17 protein-coding genes and 1 tRNA gene are annotated in these 18,883 nt (G+C 55.9%); 11 read left to right on the plus strand and 7 right to left on the minus strand.

Annotated elements, in window-relative coordinates; translation table 11 throughout:
• Positions 1–16: 16 nt before the first annotated feature.
• The 7 genes from recD2 (at position 17) to ACWVX6_RS05860 (ending at position 8,740) form a co-directional block, all read left to right on the plus strand.
• Positions 17–2,257 carry an SF1B family DNA helicase RecD2 gene (recD2, locus tag ACWVX6_RS05830; RefSeq protein WP_455152610.1) on the plus strand — a complete coding sequence of 747 codons (2,241 nt, stop codon included), beginning with the start codon at positions 17–19 and terminating at the stop codon, positions 2,255–2,257.
• Between the two features lie 14 nt (positions 2,258–2,271).
• Positions 2,272–3,189, plus strand: a complete 918-nt coding sequence (locus ACWVX6_RS05835) for a type II secretion system protein (RefSeq protein ID WP_455152611.1) — start codon at positions 2,272–2,274, stop codon at positions 3,187–3,189.
• A gap of 153 nt (positions 3,190–3,342) precedes the next feature.
• Positions 3,343–4,374 carry a rod shape-determining protein gene (gene mreB / locus ACWVX6_RS05840; RefSeq protein WP_417189285.1) on the plus strand — a complete coding sequence of 344 codons (1,032 nt, stop codon included), beginning with the start codon at positions 3,343–3,345 and terminating at the stop codon, positions 4,372–4,374.
• A gap of 47 nt (positions 4,375–4,421) precedes the next feature.
• Positions 4,422–5,441 carry an SHOCT domain-containing protein gene (locus ACWVX6_RS05845; protein WP_455152612.1) on the plus strand — a complete coding sequence of 340 codons (1,020 nt, stop codon included), beginning with the start codon at positions 4,422–4,424 and terminating at the stop codon, positions 5,439–5,441.
• Positions 5,442–5,448: 7 nt separating this feature from the next.
• Positions 5,449–5,949 (plus strand): tRNA adenosine(34) deaminase TadA, encoded by a 501-nt coding sequence (gene tadA, locus ACWVX6_RS05850; RefSeq protein WP_116705133.1) that lies wholly within the window; start codon positions 5,449–5,451, stop codon positions 5,947–5,949.
• An 80-nt stretch (positions 5,950–6,029) separates the two neighbouring features.
• Positions 6,030–7,397, plus strand: a complete 1,368-nt coding sequence (locus ACWVX6_RS05855) for a sodium-dependent transporter (protein WP_455152613.1) — start codon at positions 6,030–6,032, stop codon at positions 7,395–7,397.
• Between the two features lie 791 nt (positions 7,398–8,188).
• A complete protein-coding gene (locus tag ACWVX6_RS05860) occupies positions 8,189–8,740 on the plus strand; it encodes a hypothetical protein (RefSeq protein ID WP_455152614.1) in 552 nt (183 codons plus the stop codon).
• 63 nt (positions 8,741–8,803) lie between these two features.
• On the opposite strand, the gene ACWVX6_RS05865 is transcribed toward ACWVX6_RS05860, so the two are convergent.
• Together ACWVX6_RS05865 and ACWVX6_RS05870 are read right to left on the minus strand one after the other, a co-directional pair.
• Positions 8,804–10,162: a C40 family peptidase gene (locus tag ACWVX6_RS05865; protein ID WP_455152615.1), complete on the minus strand. Its 1,359-nt coding sequence runs from the start codon at positions 10,160–10,162 to the stop codon at positions 8,804–8,806.
• Between the two features lie 71 nt (positions 10,163–10,233).
• Complete coding sequence (locus ACWVX6_RS05870) at positions 10,234–10,530, minus strand: hypothetical protein (protein WP_110437114.1); 297 nt, start codon at positions 10,528–10,530, stop codon at positions 10,234–10,236.
• A gap of 453 nt (positions 10,531–10,983) precedes the next feature.
• Between ACWVX6_RS05870 and mtaB the strand changes: the two genes are divergently transcribed.
• From mtaB to ACWVX6_RS05890, 4 genes are all read left to right on the plus strand, one after another.
• Positions 10,984–12,261, plus strand: coding sequence for a tRNA (N(6)-L-threonylcarbamoyladenosine(37)-C(2))-methylthiotransferase MtaB (gene mtaB, locus ACWVX6_RS05875; RefSeq protein WP_455152616.1), 1,278 nt, complete (start codon positions 10,984–10,986; stop codon positions 12,259–12,261).
• Positions 12,262–12,344: 83 nt separating this feature from the next.
• A complete protein-coding gene (locus ACWVX6_RS05880) occupies positions 12,345–12,524 on the plus strand; it encodes a hypothetical protein (protein ID WP_270579309.1) in 180 nt (59 codons plus the stop codon).
• Positions 12,525–13,833: 1,309 nt separating this feature from the next.
• On the plus strand, positions 13,834–14,400 hold the full coding sequence (efp, locus tag ACWVX6_RS05885) for an elongation factor P (RefSeq protein WP_110437112.1): 567 nt from the start codon (positions 13,834–13,836) through the stop codon (positions 14,398–14,400).
• 42 nt (positions 14,401–14,442) lie between these two features.
• Positions 14,443–14,518, plus strand: a tRNA-Val gene (locus tag ACWVX6_RS05890).
• Positions 14,519–14,655: 137 nt separating this feature from the next.
• On the opposite strand, the gene ACWVX6_RS05895 is transcribed toward ACWVX6_RS05890, so the two are convergent.
• The 5 genes from ACWVX6_RS05895 to ACWVX6_RS05915 form a co-directional block, all read right to left on the minus strand.
• Entirely contained in the window at positions 14,656–15,753 is a 1,098-nt protein-coding gene (locus tag ACWVX6_RS05895; protein ID WP_455152617.1) for a M56 family metallopeptidase, read from the minus strand.
• Positions 15,754–15,805: 52 nt separating this feature from the next.
• Positions 15,806–16,228: a BlaI/MecI/CopY family transcriptional regulator gene (locus ACWVX6_RS05900; RefSeq protein WP_117490976.1), complete on the minus strand. Its 423-nt coding sequence runs from the start codon at positions 16,226–16,228 to the stop codon at positions 15,806–15,808.
• Positions 16,229–16,711: 483 nt separating this feature from the next.
• Positions 16,712–17,101 (minus strand): DUF1284 domain-containing protein, encoded by a 390-nt coding sequence (locus tag ACWVX6_RS05905; RefSeq protein ID WP_270579304.1) that lies wholly within the window; start codon positions 17,099–17,101, stop codon positions 16,712–16,714.
• On the minus strand, positions 17,098–17,667 hold the full coding sequence (locus ACWVX6_RS05910; protein ID WP_455152618.1) for a biotin transporter BioY: 570 nt from the start codon (positions 17,665–17,667) through the stop codon (positions 17,098–17,100). Before ACWVX6_RS05910 ends, ACWVX6_RS05905 begins: the two co-directional genes overlap by 4 nt.
• Positions 17,668–17,807: 140 nt before the next feature.
• A complete protein-coding gene (locus tag ACWVX6_RS05915; RefSeq protein WP_418371407.1) occupies positions 17,808–18,857 on the minus strand; it encodes an FUSC family protein in 1,050 nt (349 codons plus the stop codon).
• Positions 18,858–18,883 lie beyond the last annotated feature (26 nt).

Here is an 18,883-nt window from a genome sequence, read left to right on the forward strand (position 1 = left end):
TTGGGACGGTGGGACGTTGGACGAAAAAGAATATTTGATCGTGCGCGGCACGGTGCAGCAGATCGTTTACTACAACGACGAAAACGGCTACGCCGTGCTGCGCCTTGCTGCGGAAAACGGAGCCGAGGTCACGGCGACCGGCACGTTTCCCAACATTGGACTGGGTGAGGAGGTCATTCTGACCGGCTGCTGGGTGACGCACCCGACATACGGCGAGCAGTTTGCGACCGAGGCGTTTGAGCGCCGGCTGCCGACCTCGGTGCGCGGCATCGCGGAGTACCTCGGTTCGGGTCTGATTCGCGGCATCGGTCCGCGGCTGGCGGCAAAAATTGCGGAAAAGTTCGGCGAGGACACGTTTGACATTCTTATGCACGAGCCGGAGCGTCTGTCGGAGCTGCGCGGCATTACCGACCGCAAGGCGAAGGAGATCGGCCGTCAGTTCACCGAACAGAGCGAAATGCGCCTGCTGATGGACTTCCTGAGCGAACACGGCCTGCCAGTTGCACTCACGCCGCTGCTGTACAAGCGCCTGCACGACAGCGCCATCGACGCACTGTGCGAGAACCCGTATCTGCTGTGTGACCCGTACTATGATGTGGATTTCAAGCTGGCGGACGGTCTGGCGATGGAGCTTGGACTGTCGCTGCTGAGCGATGAGCGCGTGGACGCGGGCATTCTGTATACGCTGACCTTCAACCTGAACAACGGCCACACGTTCATCCCGGTGGAGAAGCTGCTGTACGCGGTATGCATGCTGCTGAGCGACGATGACGTGGTCGTGGATGAGGATCGGGCGCTGCGCGGCATTTCCCGTCTGGAGGAGAAGGGGCGGCTGGTGCGCGAGCATATCGCGGGCCGCGACGCGGTCTATCTGCGCGATATGCACGACGCGGAGGCCTACCTTGCCGAAATGCTCAGCTACATGGCAGAGCGCAATTATGAGTACGATTTTGACGTGGATGAGCTGCTTTCCACGCTTTTGGAGAGCAGTGAGTTCACTTTTTCCGAGAAACAGCAGCTTGCGATTTCAACGGCTGCACGCAATGGTCTTGTTATCCTGACCGGCGGCCCGGGCACCGGCAAAACGACCACGGTGCGCGGCATCCTGCAGGTGTTTGAGGCACTGGGACTGGACACGCTGCTCGCTGCGCCGACCGGCCGCGCGGCAAAACGTCTTTCTGACCTGACCGGCATGGAGGCGAAAACCATCCACCGGCTGCTCGAGGCAGGCTTTGCGGGCGGCGGACGCACGGTGTTTGCCCGGAGTGTGACCAATCCGCTCGAGTGCGATGCGGTCATTCTGGACGAGGTGTCCATGGTGGACATCACGCTCATGCAGGCGCTCATCAATGCGCTGCCGCACGGTGCACGGCTCGTGCTCGTCGGTGATGCCGATCAGCTGCCGCCGGTCGGCCCGGGCAACTTCCTGCGCGACCTGATCACCTCACATCGGGTGCCGACCATTCAGCTGACTGAGATTTTCCGTCAGGCGCAGCAGTCGGATATTGTCATGAACGCGCACGCGGTCAATGCGGGTGAAATGCCCAGGCCATCCGGCGCGGACGGCGACTTTTTCATCATGAAACGGGCGGATCCGGCGTCTGTTATCGAAACGGTGGCACAGCTTTGCGCCCAGAGACTGCCCAAGCATTACGGCTTCACTCCTGCACAGATACAGGTGCTTTCGCCTGCCAAGCGGCACGGCAGCGGAACCATTCCGCTCAACCGCCGTCTGCAGGAGGCGCTTAATCCACCGAGTGAAAGCAAGCTGGAAAAGCGCTTCGGAGACACCATTTTCCGCGAGGGCGACCGCGTGATGCAGGTGCGAAACAACTACGACATCGTGTGGGAAAAGCAAGGCGACGACGAGCAGGGAACCGGCGTGTTCAACGGCGACGTTGGCGAGATCATCCGCATTTTTCCGCAGCAGGAGTGCATGGTGATTCGCTTTGACGACCGCATTGCGACCTATACCTTTGATATGCTGAACGAGCTGGAGCTGGCGTATGCCGTTACCGTACATAAATCGCAGGGCAGCGAGTTTGACGCGGTGGTGCTCGCTCTGTCGGACGGTCTGCCGCGCAAGCTGCTTACGCGCAACATTCTCTACACCGCGATCACACGCGCGAAGCGCCTGCTGGTTATCGTCGGCAGTCAGGATGTGGTAGCGTATATGGTAAATAACAACCAGAAGGGCAGACGGTACAGCGCGCTGAAAGCTCGTCTTAGGTTAGCCGAAACTTCCGGAGTTCAGTAAAAGGTGCTGATAAAATGCAGAAGAAAGAGAAAAATACCTGCAAGGGATTTACGCTGGTGGAATTGATCGTTGTGCTGGTCATTCTGGCGATCCTTGCGGCATTTATGATACCGGCGCTGATACAGTATATCGAGAGAAGTCTGGAGGCATCCGACCTCATCGAGGTGCGGGCGGCGTATATTGATGTGCTGACTGCGGTTACGGAGCAGGACAGCGAAAACATGAGCAAGACGGTCAGGCTGAAGCAAAAGCAGGATGACTGGCAGTCGAGAGATCCCATTACAATTGCAGGCGTTACCCATTCTAAGGCGCAAGGAGATACCGCAAACTGGAAAGGAATCCCTGCTGCGGGCGGGGAATGCGAGGTGTACTACGACAGCGCAGCGGCTGTGATCGTGTTTGACTGGAAGGGCAAGAGCACATCGGGCAGCACGATCGACTGGAACGAGAAGCTGCACGACATACTCGATCGGACCGGTATTTTGAAGAAACTGAACTATAATCAGAATTTTGAGATCGACTCGAAGTGCACCAATTCCACTATGGTGCCCCAGGTGAAGAAAGAGATCGGAAGCGACAGCCTGCTGAACAGGGGCACATGGGCGTTTCTCGGCAGTTCCACGAACGAGAGCAACCGCTATTTGTTCTGGACATCGGTCGATACAAATGCCGTCGGTGCGGGCAAGCAGATACCGGTCATTGTCAGCCGGGCGAGCGGCGGCTTTTACATCTCCGAAACGATTACCGCGGCCCGGAGCAACAAGGGCAAAAGCTATGTTGCGATTGCGGACCATATCAACAGTTTCAACACCTTTAAGGATTATACCACAGGAACGAAATATGACACGCTGGCGGAGGCGTATGCAGCCTATAAAGAACAGGTGGAAAACGATGTCAGATTCCAGCAGTATAAGAACACGCTGCCGGAGTGATGCCGTTTTCTCTGTCGAATTTTCGGTATTTGCCCCGGAGTCTTGCAAATGGCGCACAAAATCTGTATAATGGTAATACTGTCAATCCACGCGAACAGAGCGCGGAGAAAGGAATGAAATATGGCTTCTTTTCTGCAAAGAATCGCGAAAAAGATGTCGCTTTTTTCGAGCGATATCGGCATCGACCTCGGCACGGCAACCGTGCTGGTCTATGTAAAGGGCAAGGGTGTTGTACTTAACGAGCCGTCCGTTGTGGCGGTGGACAAGGTTTCCGGTAAAATTCTTGCCGTGGGCGAGGAAGCGCAGAGCATGCTTGGCCGTACACCGGGCAACATTGTCGCCATCCGTCCGCTGCGCGAGGGCGTTATTTCGGATTACGAGATGACCGAGCGCATGATCAAGGAATTCATCGCAAAGGTGCAGGGCATCCACCTGTTCAAGCCGAATGTGGTCATTTGTGTGCCGTCCATCATCACCGAGGTGGAGGAGCGTGCCGTCATTGATGCGGGCACGCAGGCGGGCGCAAAGCGCGTTTTTCTGGTCGAGGAGCCGGTCGCGGCGGCTATCGGCGCGGGTATCAACATCAACAGGGCCAACGGCAATCTGGTGGTCGATATTGGCGGCGGCACGACCGATGTGGCGGTTATTTCGCTCGGCGGCATTGTCGAGTCCACGTCCATCAAGGTCGCGGGCGATAAGTTCGACGAGGCCATTGTCAAGTACGTCCGCCGTAAGCACAATGCGCTGATCGGCGACCGCACGGCAGAGGAGATCAAGCGCACGGTCGGCTGTGTGTATCCGCGCAGCGAGGAAGCGATCATGGAGGTCAGGGGACGCTGTCTGATGACCGGACTGCCGCGCACGTTTACCGTAAGCTCGAGTGAGATTCTCGATGCACTCGAGGAGGTCTCCTCGGCGATCGTCGAGGCGGTGCACTGGGTGCTCGAGCGCACACCTCCCGAGCTGACCGGCGACATTTCCGCCAACGGTATCACCATGACAGGCGGCGGTTCGCTGATCTGGGGCTTCGATAAGCTGATCGCCTCCAAGACCGGCATTCCGACGCGCGTTGCGGACGAAGCGGTTTCCTGCGTGGCGTACGGTACCGGCAACTGTCTGGAAAACCTGTCGAAAATGCAGGACGGCACGATGAATCTGTCGCGGCAAAGACAAATGAAACGATAAAAGTACATAATTCAAGTTACCGGTAAACGCGAGGAGGGTGAATTCTGATGAGTAAAAACGTAGTTGCAGCTATTCGAGAGGACGCACCGTTCGTACCGGCGGGACGCTATTACTTATTTTCCGAGCCGGCGGCGTGGACGCTGATGCCGACCGACGAGGGCAGCGGGCAGCTGCCGCTCACGCTGGACAAGGGCGCGTATACGCTTACCGCGGACGCGGCACCGACCGAGCCGGACGAAATGCAGGGCATGCTTCGTGTGTACAAGCTGCGCCCTGTCGCGCTGACCCTGACCGACAGCAGCGGAAACCATGCCGCGCTTTCCGTGTCCTACGGCGCGGACAATCTTGCGGTGCTGCAAAGCTGGGGATTCGACTGCCGCAGTGCCGGTGAGCCGACGGACAAGCCTGCGGAAACCTTCACGGTTGCCGTTAAAAACGGCGGCGGACTGCTGCCGAAGGCAAAGCTGGAGGTCTGGCGCGACGGCGATGCGCTGCGCTTTTTCCGTCGGGATAAGGGCCTCTACACGGGCAAGGGCAGCCTGCAGAGCGGTGAGCTGCCGGTTCGTTCGATTCGCTCGGTAAAGGCAGCGGGAGAACTGCGTCGGGAGGCGTATCAGGTACACGGCACAGAGGGCGGTCTTATGACCGGCAGAGCGATTGCGATCGGTTCGGCGCTGGCACTTGTCTTTGGCTTGTTCGGTACACTTCTGCTGAATATTGTCGGTCTGGTAATCGGCATCGTGATCGGCATAATCGTCGGCATTCAGACCAGTTTGCAGGAGGGTGAACCGGACCGTACGGAATACCGCGAGGTAGACGAGCGCAGCACAGCGGTAGAGATTGACGCACCGACAGGCGGTGCTGCAACCTTGTTCTTTGAACCGCAGGCAATGGAGAGCTTCGCTAAATTGCTGACGTTCGAGGAAATGCGCGGAGAAGCAAGGAAAACTGCACCAAAGGCGGATATGATCGACCAGTTGGAGCGGCTGGCTGGACTGCACGAAAAAGGGCACCTGACAGATGAAGAATTTGAGCAGGCGAAAGCGCGTCTGCTCGGGAAAATCTGAGGAATTTATGACCGAACAGGAAAAATATATGAAGGCCGCGCTCAAGCTGGCGCAAAAGGCGGCGGATGAGGGCGAAGTGCCGGTCGGCGCGGTGGTTGTCTGCGATGGCAAAATTGTCGGACGCGGACGCAACCGACGGGAAACCAAAAAAAACGCACTGCACCATGCAGAAATCGAGGCCATCGAGAAGGCGTGTAAAAAGCTGGGCGGCTGGCGGCTGCACCGCTGCGACCTGTACGTTACGCTCGAGCCGTGCCCGATGTGCGCAGGTGCGCTCATCAACTCGCGCATGAAAACCGTGTACTACGGCGCACCCGACCCGAAGGCCGGCTCGTGCGGCTCGCTGATAAATCTGTTCGCACTGCCGTACAATCATCAGCCTGCGTTGGTGAGCGGCGTGCTGGAGCAGGAATGCGCGGACATTCTGCGGAATTTCTTCCGTGAGCTGCGTAAAAAACGGAAAGAAATCCGAAAATTAGAGAAATCACGCGTCGAAGAACAATCATGACGCTTGATTATAGTATGTAAGTCGTGCCGATATTGCAGTTTACTCAATACGCGGCACAGAAAAAAGGGGAAAAATAAACAATGCCAAGAGAAAGACTCGGTTCACGTCTCGGCTTCATCCTGCTTTCCGCAGGCTGCGCCATCGGCGTGGGCAACGTATGGAAGTTCCCGTGGATGGTCGGTCAGTACGGCGGCGGCGCGTTCGTTGTGTGCTATGTGCTGTTCCTGCTCATCCTCGGTCTGCCGATCATGACGATGGAATTTGCCATCGGCCGTGCGAGCCAGAAAAGTCCGGTGCGGGCGTATCAGGCGCTCGAGAAGCCGGGCAGCAAGTGGCATATCCACGGCTATCTGGCGATGATCGGCAACTATCTGCTGATGATGTTCTACACCACCGTGTGTGGTTGGATGCTGTACTACTTCTACCTGACGGTCAGCGGCCGATTTGTCGGCGCGACCGGTGAGCAGGTGCAGGCAGCCTTCCCGGAAATGCTCGGCAAGCCGGTGGTTATGACGGTCTGCATGGTTGCGGTTGTTGTCATCGGCTTTATGATCAACTCGTTCGGTCTGCAGGGCGGCCTGGAGCGCGTGACCAAGGTGATGATGATCATTCTGCTGGCCATCATGGTCGTTCTGGCGATCAACAGCATCATGACCGAAGGCTCGGGCGAGGGCCTGCGCTTCTATCTGATTCCGGATCTCGGCCGTATGCAGGAGTGCGGCATCGCCAATGTTATCGTTGCCGCGATGAATCAGGCGTTCTTCACGCTGTCGCTCGGCATCGGCGCGATGGCTATCTTCGGCAGCTATATCGGCAAGGGCCGTGCGCTGCTCGGCGAGGCCGTCAATGTTGCAATTCTGGATACGTTCGTAGCATTTACTGCCGGTCTGATCATCTTCCCGGCGTGCTTTGCCTTCGGCGTGGCACCGGACAGCGGTCCGAACCTGATCTTCGTTACGCTGCCGAATATCTTTAACCATATGGCGTTCGGCCGCCTGTGGGGCAGTCTGTTCTTCGTATTCATGGCGTTTGCGGCCTTCTCGACCGTCCTCGCCGTGTTTGAGAACATCATGTCCTGCTGCATGGATCTAACCGGCTGGAGCCGCAAAAAGACCGCAGCCATCAACATCGTGCTGATGATCCTGCTGTCGCTGCCGTGCGTGCTCGGCTTCAATGTCTGGTCCGGCTTCCAGCCGTTCGGCGCAGGCTCGAATGTGCTCGACCTCGAGGATTTCCTCGTGTCCAACATCTGGCTGCCGCTCGGTTCGCTAGTTTACCTGTTGTTCTGCACCTCCCGCTGCGGCTGGGGCTGGAAGAACTTCAAGGAGGAGGCCAACGAAGGCGGCGGACTCAAGGTCAAGGATAATATCCGCTTCTATGTAAGCTATATCCTGCCGATTATCGTGCTCATCATCTTTGCACTCGGCATTAAGGATAAGTTCTTCTAAAGAAATGCGAAAAGCACCGCGAAAGCGGTGCTTTGAGGCTGTCGAAAAACTTTGTTTTCCGAACAGCCTCTCGCTCGAAACCACGCTTTCGAGCGAATCTCGAAGAAAAACCGCGTCCTGCGGACACATTTTTTCTTCCCTTGTATAAATTCCGAGATACATGCTCCCGGAATTTATGAATTTGCAAAGCAAATTCGATTGAATGCGTGCTGCCGCACGAAGCATAAAAATCGAATATTGCTTTTTTGACAAGCTGAAAGCACCGCGAAAGCGGTGCTTTTTTTCGTATGCGAAGCAGTAATTGAGAATAGAAAATGGATATTGACCCTGCGGTGAAGCAATGTGCAGATGGGTTGCACGGCGGGGCACCCCAGTGTGGCTTCTCCTGCCCTTCGGGCAATTCACCTTACGTTGCGCCTGCGGAGAGCAGCCGATATGTGTAGCAGTAGATTATCTGTGAACTGCGTATAGGCGGAGAAAGACACGCAAGAGTAACCCGACTGCCGTTTTCCTTTTCGAAGCGGTCGCCGGTCTCTGGTATGCGTCAGATTAGGAAACAAGGGAAAGGTAGGAGTTCAAAGAGGAAGGGCACTCATTGAATCCGCGCACGGCGCGGGAACAATGTTTAGCAGCCTACGGGCAAACCGCAGGTGTCCCTTCCTTTTTGCCCACCGCCGCGGGTGCGGCGAACCTCCCAGCCAAAGGCTGGCTCCAATTCCGCATCCGATAGCACGCATATAAACCCCAATCCCGCATAAGCTGTTGCAAGAAGCAAAAGGGAGGCACCCGCCATGCAGGAGGAAAAAAGCGCAGTCTATACCGTAATCTTAGGTGTATGCCTGTTCCTGTGCCTGCTGATGCTGGGAAATATGCTGATGGGCAGGGCGGATACCGGCACAGCGCCTGCCGCACCCGAGGAGGGCGATGCAATGGAATTTCACATCACGGAGGACGATATCGCGTCTGTGCTGACCGAAGCGCTGCCGTTTCCGGTCGAGGACACGGCGGTCAAAATCAGCCGTGACGGCACGATTGCCGTGACGGCAGCCGTAACCCGTCAAGCACTGACGGAAAGCAATCTGGTACCCGGCAAGCTGCGCACGGCGCTGCTGTTTCTGCCGGAGCGCTGCAAGCTGTACGGCGCGTGGAGCGCAGCTGTTTCAAACGGCAAACTCAGCCTTACCTGCCGGACCATCAAGCTGGAAGGCTTCACCTTGCCCGAGCAGACCGCGCAGGCACTCTCCGATGCGTTCGCCGCACAGTGGAATACCCGCATGGAACAGCGGGACTTCATGCCGCAGACCATACAGTGGCAGGACGGGGAAGCGGTGCTGCTGGGATAACCGCTCTCAACAGGCAAAAGAAAAATCCCTTCGGAAAACCGAAGGGATTTCTGGTATGTAACCTTACTCAAAAATTACGCGGCCTGCGCCCTGATAGCGGGTCGCATAGCTGCCGGTCAGCGACGAGTACTTAACCACATCGCCCGTGCTGGGTGCGTGGATGAACTGGTTACTGCCGACATAAATGCCTACATGACTGATGGACGAGGTGCTGCTGCCGAAGAATACCAGATCGCCCGGCAGAAGGTCGTCGCGGGAAACACGGGTGGTGGCATCATACTGTGCCTGAGCGACACGCGGGATGGAGCCGACCGTGTTCTTGAACACATAGGAGGTGAAGCCGGAGCAGTCGAAGCCGCTCGGCGTGCTGCCGCCGTATACATACGGAACACCGAGGAACTGTGCAGCATAGTTCAGCACGCTCTGGCGCTTTGCGCTGATCGAGACAGAAGCTGCGTTGTTCGACGGGGTGATCGCCGTACCGGACGAAGCAGTTACGAGGTAGTCCGCACTGATGTAGCCGGCCTTGCCTGCGTAGGATACCTTGCTCCAGCCGTTAGACGTGCTGAGCACGGTAACAGCGGTGCCGTTCTTCAGCTCACCGAGAATGGTGGAAGAGGTGCTTGCCGCAGAGCGGAAGTTTACGGTAGAGGAGCACTTAACTACTGCTGCCGTACCGGTGGACGCGGACGTGTTATTGGATGCCGAACCGGTGGTCGATACATAATCCTGCTTGATGTAGCCGGTCTTGCCGGAGCAGGTTACCTTGCACCAGCCGTTCGCGGTGCTGACAACGGTAACTGCGGTGCCGTTCTTCAGCTCTGCCAGAATGGAAGAGGAAGTATTGGCCTCGGAACGCAGGTTTACACTCGAGGAACACTTCACCGTACCGGCGGTGCCGGTCGTAGAGGTAACGGTGTTCGACGGAGCGATGGCGGTGCCGGCGGAGCTGCTTGCGAGCGTGATATAATCCGGGTGGATATAGCCGGTCTTGCCATTGTATGTAACCTTGTACCAGCCGCTGCTTACGCCGACTACATTTACCTTGGTGCCGTTCTTCAGCTCACCGTAAGAGGTGGACGAGGTGTTCGGCGCCGAACGGAAATTTACACTGCTCGAGCACTTTACAGTGCCGGTGCCGAGTGCAACGTTGGTTGCGGTGGTGCCGGTCAGGTACTCGCCGCTGACGTAGCCTTCCTTGCCGTTTACGGATACCTTGTACCAGCTGGAGCTGTTATTCAGTACCGCAACCGTGGTACCCTTGGAGAGGGTCGTGATCACTGCACCGCCGGGGGACTGACGCAGGTAAAGCGAATCTGCGTTTACCTTGGCCTGAAATACTGCCAGCGAGTTCGGCAGGACCATCGACATCGCAAGTGCACCGGAAAGTGCGAAGCGAGCGAGTTTTTTAGAAAAAGACATGAAATTGAAGCCTCCGTTTCAAAATGGGAGAAAACAGCCTTTACACTGCCGCAGCAAGCTGCGGTGAAGTCTTACTTCGTGTGCAGTGCTCTGCCGAGCCAGATGGATGCAATATCCATCGCTGCCCACATGCTGTTCTTCTCGGTTTTCTTGACGATACGCTCTTTCATACGTACGTTGGGATCGGTCTGCTGAAGCTGTACGGATACACGCTTTGCAACCGGCAGACCCTTGTAATCACTAGATTCGAGGATCTGCATCATAATGATGTGAGAGTCACTCATCGAGCCGTAATAGATGATGTTTTCCTTACGCATCAGCGGGTGACCCTTGTATTCCAGAAGGTTATTCTTCTTGGTGGTAGGCATTATCTGCACTCCTTATAGTTACAAAATGGTTACATTCCAAAGTTACATTACGGTTACAGTATAGCATGCTCGAACAGGTTTGTCAAACATTGTTTTGAAATTTCGCATTTTTGTGATAAAATAGAGCCTGTCAAACGCGAAAAAAACGCAGGAATCGACAGCGAAAATCCACAGCGGCCGCACGCGCACGAGAGTAAGGTTACAGACGCTGTAACCCGATCGAACACCATAGGCAACACCGCACAATTAAAGCTGCGGCGCTTTGCGGTAATTTTGTGTCCTAACTTCGTTGTAATTTCACGGTAATACATCAAGTATTACCGCAAAACTACGCCTCGTTAGTACGCAAAATTCCTCGCAAATCGCTCTTGTTCAATTATGCGGTGTTACCTATTATATATAGGCGTTCACAGAGCGCGTGTCGGGCCGCTGAGAGCAAAGGAATGTACATTTGTGAAATTTGCTTTTTTCACCTTGGGCTGCAAGGTTAATTTATTTGAGACGCAGGCGCTCAGTCAGCTGGCGCAGGCGCGTGGACATGAGATCGTGGATAAGGACGCGGACGCCGTGATCGTTAACACCTGTACGGTAACATCGGTGTCCGACCATAAGAATATCCGCGCGTTCCACAAGCTGCGGAGAGACAATCCGAACGCGGTTATCGCGGCGTGCGGCTGCTTTGCACAGACCGATCCGGAGCGTGTCCGCGCCACCGGCGAGATCGACCTTATTTGCGGTACCAGAGACAGGGCGCAGGTGATCGACCTGTGCGAGCAGGCCGTCAGCGGACAGGCCGTACAGGTGCGTGAGAGCGAGGACAGCGGCTTTGAGACTCTGCCTGCCGGTATCCCGCACGGCCGCACGCGCGCGCTGCTCAAGATCGAGGACGGCTGCAACAACTTCTGCACCTACTGCATCATTCCGTATGCGAGAGGGCGGGTGCGCTCACTGCCGGTCGAGCAGGCGCTCGAGCAGACGGCGCGGCTGGCTGACGCGGGCGTGCACGAGATCGTGCTGACCGGCATCGAGATCGCGTCCTACGGCAAGGACTTCGAGCCGCAGGTGCCGCTCACCGAGCTGCTGGAGAAGCTGCTGACCGCGCAGCCGAACGTGCAGTTTCGGCTTGGCTCCCTCGACCCGCGGGCGGTGGACGATGCGTTTTGTGAACGGCTTGCCGGCTTTGCCAATCTCGCACGGCATTTCCATTTGTCCATGCAGAGCGGCTGCGATACCGTTCTCCGGCGCATGAACCGCCACTACACGAGCGAGGAATTTTACCGGTGTGTCGAGCGGCTGAGACGTGCGTTTCCGGACTGCTCGGTTACGACCGATTTGATTGTCGGCTTTCCGGGCGAGACTGAGGACGAGTTTACGCAGACGCTGGCCTTTCTGGAGAGATGCGCGTTCGCGTCCGTGCATGTATTCCCGTATTCTGTGCGCGAGGGCACAAAGGCGGCCGCCATGCCGAGTCAGCTCGATCAGCAGACCAAAACCGCCCGCGCCGAGCGGGCAAAGCAGGTGGCGGAGACGCTCAGCACTGCCTATCGAAAGCAGTTTGTCGGCCGCACGCTGTATGCGCTGCCCGAGCACCCGACCGGCGGCCTGTGGGCGGCGCACGGACGCTACGGCTTTCCTGTATATATAGAGGATCAGGCGGAGAAAAATCATCCGGTCACCGTAAAGGTTATCGGTCTGCACAAGGACGGCGTATTGGTGAAAATTGAGAATTGAAAATTGAGAATGGAGAATGTGTAACCACTTTCGGCCTCTTACCATAGAATGTAATGAAATCTTTGATAGGAGGAAATGACAGTATGTGTTCTTCTAACGGCTTCTGGGGCGAAAATTCCTGGTGGTGGATCATCATCCTGATCATCTTGATCTGGGTATGCTGCGGTCAGGGCAGCGGCGGCTGCGGTTCCTGCGGTACCTGTGGTACCTGTGGTGATAATACCTGCGGCGGCTGCGGTAATTGCGGCAACTGCTGCTGCTGAGCGGCTGACATATCCACAGAAGGGAAGAGGCACCGCGTGAGCGGTGCCTTTTTCGTTTTCTCGGCATAGGGCAACTGAGGAAATGCGAACCGCGCAGGCGGTCTTTTCGGCAGTGGCTGACCGGGGGACGCGAACTGCGTAAGCGTGTTCGCCCCTAACGGGCGGCTTCTTTTCTGCACCGGCTGAGCGGGGTACTCGAACTGCCGCAGGCGTGTTCGCCCCTGACGGGCGGGAAGTTTTTCGCTGAACCTCAGCGGGGAGTGCGCCTACCCGGCGGGGGCACAAGAGGGTAGACACCTGCGGTTTCCACCCTCTGATTTTCTCCCCTTTCCCTTGGAGAGTCTGGCGCAGATTACCGACATGTGACCGCTGCGAAAATAGGGGAACGGCAGAGGAGTTTTTCTACCGTATCTTTCTCAACCTGTTCGCAGGGGCAGATACATTACTGCTACACATATGGGCTACTCTGCGCAAGGCGCGGCATAGCAGTGCCGCGCAACTCTTTAACGCGTTATACCGGAAGGCACCTACGAATTAAGCGTTTGGTACAATTTATCTTCGCAGGTGCTGTCTATATAACGCGCTGACGAATTGCGCGGCACTGTCATGCCGCGCTTGCTTAGATGAAATCACATGTGTAGCAGAATGGCATCTGACACTGCGAACAGGTTACGAAAGACACGGTAGAAAAAATCCTCTGCCGTACTCCTTTTCGAAGCGGTCACATGTCGGCAATCTGCGCCAGATTAGGAAGCAAGGGAAAGGTAGGAGTTCAAAGAGGAAGGAAAACCGCAGGTTGTCCTTCCTTTTTGCCCCCGCGGCGGGCGCCGCGACGCTCCCGCCGCAGCGGCGGCGAATCCCCCCGCTGAGGTTCAGCGGAAAACTTCCCGCCCGGAAAGGGCGAACACGCCTGCGGCAGTTCGAGTGCCCCGCTGGGTCGGTGCAGAAAAGGAGCCGCCCGTTAGGGACGAACACGCTAACGCAGTTCGCGCACCCCGGTCCGCCGGTGCAGGAAAAGGAGCCGCCCCGTTAGGCCGAACCCGCCTGAGGCAGTTCGTATGCCCCGGTCAACCGGTGCAGGAAAAGGAGCCGCCCCGTTAGGGCCGAACCCGCCTGCGGCAGTTCGTATGCCCCGGTCAACCAGTGCAGGAAAGCGCCGAGTTCCACCGCAATAAAAATTTTCAAGAAAATATGCGTTACCCTCTTGCAAAATACGCGAAAATAGGGTATTATATACAAGCACTGTTTTGTATGAACAGTCGAATGATGCTTAATGATGTAAAAAATACTATTATTTGGAGGCATAGCGATTATGACCGCAGGTGAATTTCGTAACGGCGTAACTTTTGAAATGGACGGTCAGGTACAGCAGGTTATTGAGTTCCAGCATGTAAAGCCGGGCAAGGGCGCTGCTTTTGTTCGTGTCAAGATGAAGAACGTCGTAACCGGTGCGGTTACTGAGACCTCCTTCAACCCGACTGCTAAGTTCGAGGAGGCTTTCGTAGAGCGCCGCGAGATGCAGTATCTGTACAATGAAGGCGACCTGTACTACTTCATGGACAACGAGACCTACGAGCAGATTCCGATCAGCAAGGATACTCTGGGCGACGATTTCCGTTTCGTGAAGGAGAACGAGAACGTTAAGGTTCTTTCCTACAAGGGCAGCGTTTTCGCAGTTGAGCCGCCGCTGTTCGTTGAGCTCGAGATCACTGAGACCGAGCCGGGCGTTAAGGGCAACACTGCTACTAACGTACTCAAGCCCGCTACCGTTGAGACCGGTGCTGTTGTTAAGGTTCCGATCTTTATCGAGCAGGGTGAGCGCATCCAGATCGACACCCGTACCGGTGAGTATCTGGGCCGCAGCAAGACCAAGTAAAAATTTGCAGCCAGCAGGGATGGCAGCCGCCATCCCTGATTTGGACATTTAGCTCAGCTGGAAGAGCATCCGCTTGACGTGCGGAAGGTCAGCGGTTCGAACCCGTTAATGTCCACCACCAAGCCACTCATTTTGAGTGGCTTTTTCTTTTGTCTGCACAAAAGCAGCTGAGACCCCACATCTCAGCTGCTTCTATTTTCGTCCCACATTTTGCTTTTACTCTCTGTGCTGCCGCTATCCTTCGGCAGCTGCCTTTTATTGCTCGGTCTCGCGGATATATTTGAAAACCGAGTGCTCCAGATAAAATTGCACGTCACCTTCTGTCAGCTCATACGGCTTGTGGCCGTCAATGCACAGCCAGTATCGTCCGTCCGCACTTTGCTTGAGATAGGCATTCTCGTCGTCAAAATAGACGGTCGAGCTGCTGTCAGGCTCGGCCGGCGGCTCGAATGCCGGCTGCGGCAGCACCGCATACGACAGTGCCAGCAGGACGGCAAAGCTGCCGATGAGTACGGCGCTTGCGGTTCGGCCGTTCGGCTGCTCTGCGCAGGCGAGCACGGCGGTGAATCGCTCCCGCATGGCCTTGTCCGCCTCGGCGCGAAACAGGGCCGTGGACGGCTGCGGCACCGGCTGCTGTGTGCAGCTTTGCTTCATCGCGGCGAGGATGGCGCGCAGATAGGCTGTGCGTTCCTGCGCATTCAGCGTCTGTGCAATCGCACGGTCGCATTTAAGCTCGAGCGTTTGTTCCAAATCCTTCTGCAGCAGGTATACGACCGGATTCCACCAGAAAATGATGCAGTACAGCGTTACGAGCAGCTTGACAGCCGTATCATGGTTGAGAAAATGCGTGTACTCGTGCAGCAGAATGTAGTGCAGCTCGGCATCTGTGTACGTCTTGTTCGGCAGAATGATATATCGGCGCAGCACACCTACGCCAAAGGCGGATTCGATATTCGCGGCTGTACGTCCGCGAACTTTGATGGTGCGGCCGGTCTGACGCCGGATCTCGCTCAGCAGGGAAGCCGTGCGGCTGTCCCATGGCCTGGCTTGCCGCGCAGCGCGGATGGCTTTGCGATACTGCAGCGCGTAACGAATCAGCAGAAAAACTGTGCCGAACAGCCAGATTGCATACAAAAGCAGTCCGACCGACAGGTGTGTGACCGGCTCAGGCTTGCGCGTCAGAAAGCTGTAGATGCGCGGATACACGACGCTGTCGCTCACAATCACTGCGTGCGGAAACTCGAGCGGCAGCAGCAAGCGCGCGGCGCAGAACAGGTACAGCAGCACCATGGTCAGCACGCCGAAATGCGGCCGGAAGCGTGTGCACCGCACAAGATAGATTACGATGATCAACAAACTGCTCCACAAAAGTGCAGATATAAAGGAAAACAGGGTTATTTGCATATTATTTCTCTTCTTTGTTCTGCAGCGCAGCTTCATACTGATCGACCATTTTTTCCAGCTCGGCAATCAGCTTTTCTTCCTGCTCGGATTCGTTTGATTTGGCAGGTTTTTTGAACAGCGCCACGGCGATTCGGGCAAACAGTGCCTGGTTCACGCCTTGCTCCTCGAGCATGTTCGCCAGAAATTCGTCCTTGGTGTAGCAGGGGACAAACTGCCGCGACTGATAGCGTCCGTTCTGCAGCAGACCGCTGACTTGCACCATGCCTTTTTTGACAAGCTGACCGAGCAGTTTGTCGATATAATTGGTGTTCCAGCGGGCTTCCGTAACTTTTTCGGCAAGCTGCAGCGTTGTGAGCGGACGGTTTTCCCGCCATAAGGTGTCCATCAGAATTTCCTCGGAGTTGGACAGCTTGAAGCGTTTCATTGGCCTCACCTCTGTTTTGATAATCACCTGTAAGGTGTTTGTTATAAGATAAGAATAACCACCTTTAAGGTGGTTGTCAATATCTTGATGGAAATTTGTAGGAATATCTGAAACTGGACATGATAAATTGTGAGAAGTGACAACATGTTTTCGGACGACAGGGGGAGAGGCACACCTTTCGGTGTGCCTGAGGCTGTCGAAAAACTATCGTTTTTCGGGCAGCCTCTCGATCGAAACCACGCTTTCGATCGAATGCTGAAGAAAAACCGCGTCCTCCGGACACATTTTTTCTTCCCTTGTGTAAAAACCGAGGTACACAAGGTGAATTGCCGCATAGCGGCAAGAGAGGGTGGTCTGGACCACGCCCCCGGTTTTTATGAATTTGCTGCGCAAATTCTATTTTATACGTGCTGTCGCACGAAGCGCAAAATAGAAATCTGACTTTTTCGACAAGCTGAGGCACACCTTTCGGTGTGCCTCATTTCATTTTCCGCAGATATTCTTTTTGCAGGCGCTGACGGGGTACCACGCACATCCGCGACAAATATCCTCCAGCATGGCCGGGGTCATTTGTGTGTCGATTGCACGGATCAGGTCCTGATAAACATACTCGCCCTCGTGCAGATCAAAGTATTCGACCGTCTTTCGGTCAAAACGGGAGACCTTTTCCTGTGCTTCGCACAGGTCGTCGGCGGTGTGGTGCGGGCAGTGCGCGCATAGAGAATCCGAACCAAAGACAAGCCGAATTCGGGTTCCCGGTACATTTCGCAGAGAATGCACAATCGCACTCATATTTTGCACAAATTCTGTGCTATAGCCCTTGCCGGAGTAGCCTTGTGTGCAAAGCAGATGATGCGGGCGCAGCCGGATCATGCCTTGAGCCCCGGGATGCGCTTGCGAACGAGAAAGCCGATCACGGTTGCAAGAACAGCCTTGATGACAGCGGTCGGGATGAACGGCAGCACGCACGCGGTCACGCCTGCGGCGATCGAGCTGTTCATGAGTACGCAGAACATCGCCGTGCCGACAACGTAGTTGGCAATTGTGCCGATGATCAGTGCGAGTACATACGCGCCGCGGAATACATGACGGTGGTCGGCGCCCCAGCCGATGATAAACGCCATCAGCGGGAAGGAGATCAGAAAACCGCCGGTAGGACCGATAAACTTGTCAAAACCGCCGGAAAAGTTCGCAAGCACCGGTACGCCGATGGCACCGAGCAGCAGATAAATTACGCTTGAAACCGTGCTCAGCTTGGCGCCGAGAACGACAGCCGCCAGTGTGATTGCGAACGTCTGCATGGTCATCGGTACGCCGCCGGGCATCGGAATGGAAATCTGCGCCATGATCGCGATGACCGCCGCGAACAGTCCGGAATAGCAGATGTCGCGCACGGAAAACGCGCTGCGCTGTGCGGGCTTGCTGGAAATGTCACTCATTGGGAGTTCCTCCTCGTTGTTTTGCTTATTGCATTAAACCACAGATTTACTGCAATGTCAACTGGTTTTGGGAAAATGGTTGACGGTATGCGGAAAAAAGAAACAGCCGTTCCGTGCATTTGCACAGAACGGCTGTTTGCTCAACTCGCAGAGCGCTCCCAGCGGGCGAAAATGCGGTGGAGAATCAGGCAGAACAGCAGCGCAAAGACCACGCCGAACACATTCTGCGCGACACGCAGACCGACCGCGCTTTTGAGTCCGTATGCGCTGGTTGCAATAGCGAGCGCACCGAACGTGTTGAACACAGCCTGCCAGCCGTATTTCGCGGAAAAACCGACACCGATGCCGCCAATCACGCCGATATAGGCGTAAATCGAGGACGGAAGCAGGAAATACAGCGCTAAAAAGCAGCAAACACCCGCAATATTTCCGATGATACGCCAGCGAACACGGTAACGCATATCGTCCATCGCGGGAAGGATTGCGCTCATGGCGGCAATGCCCGCCCACATCGCACGCGGCATGCCGCTCAGCTCTGCAAGGAAAAGCACGAGCGGAACGCAGATGATCTGGCAAAGCTGCCATTTGGAGCGCGGATGGCGCAGATCGAAAGCAGGAAGGATGTCTCCTGCACAGAGCTCATAGGCATTGCCGCGATGGTTGCCGTAGAATACCGCACAGACCAGAAGCGCACCGACAGCAAGTCCAAACAGGCGCATTTGATAGGCGTGCCCGCTCACATCGTAACCATACAGCAGCAGATAGCCGAGCACGAGTGTGGACTGATTGAACATTCTCGGCTCGTGGCAGCCGAACAGAATGAGCAGGGCAATCGCAGCAGCATTGATGAACAATCCGCCGACCGGGCCGGCCAGATTGGCTGCATGCGGTCCGACGGCCATAATGCCGAAAAATCCGGCGAGCAGCAGCGTGGACTGCCCTGTGCGAATGCACAGATGTGCGCTGCGGAATACGAGCAGATACAGCAGCACGACTACGCCGACAATGCTGTTGTCCGCGCCGAAGCCCAGACTGTAAAGTGAAACAAAAATAAAGCAGAATGCGACGGTTATCGCAATTTTGGTCAAGTACACGGCAATATGGTACAGCTTTTCGCGCTGTGACGCACTCTCGCGGATGAGTTTCTTTGAGCCTGCCTGATTGACCTGTAATTCCTGATAAAATGTCATGAAATTCCTTTCCAATAGGTGAAAAT

The sequence above is a fragment of the Butyricicoccus sp. genome (genome assembly GCF_977037065.1).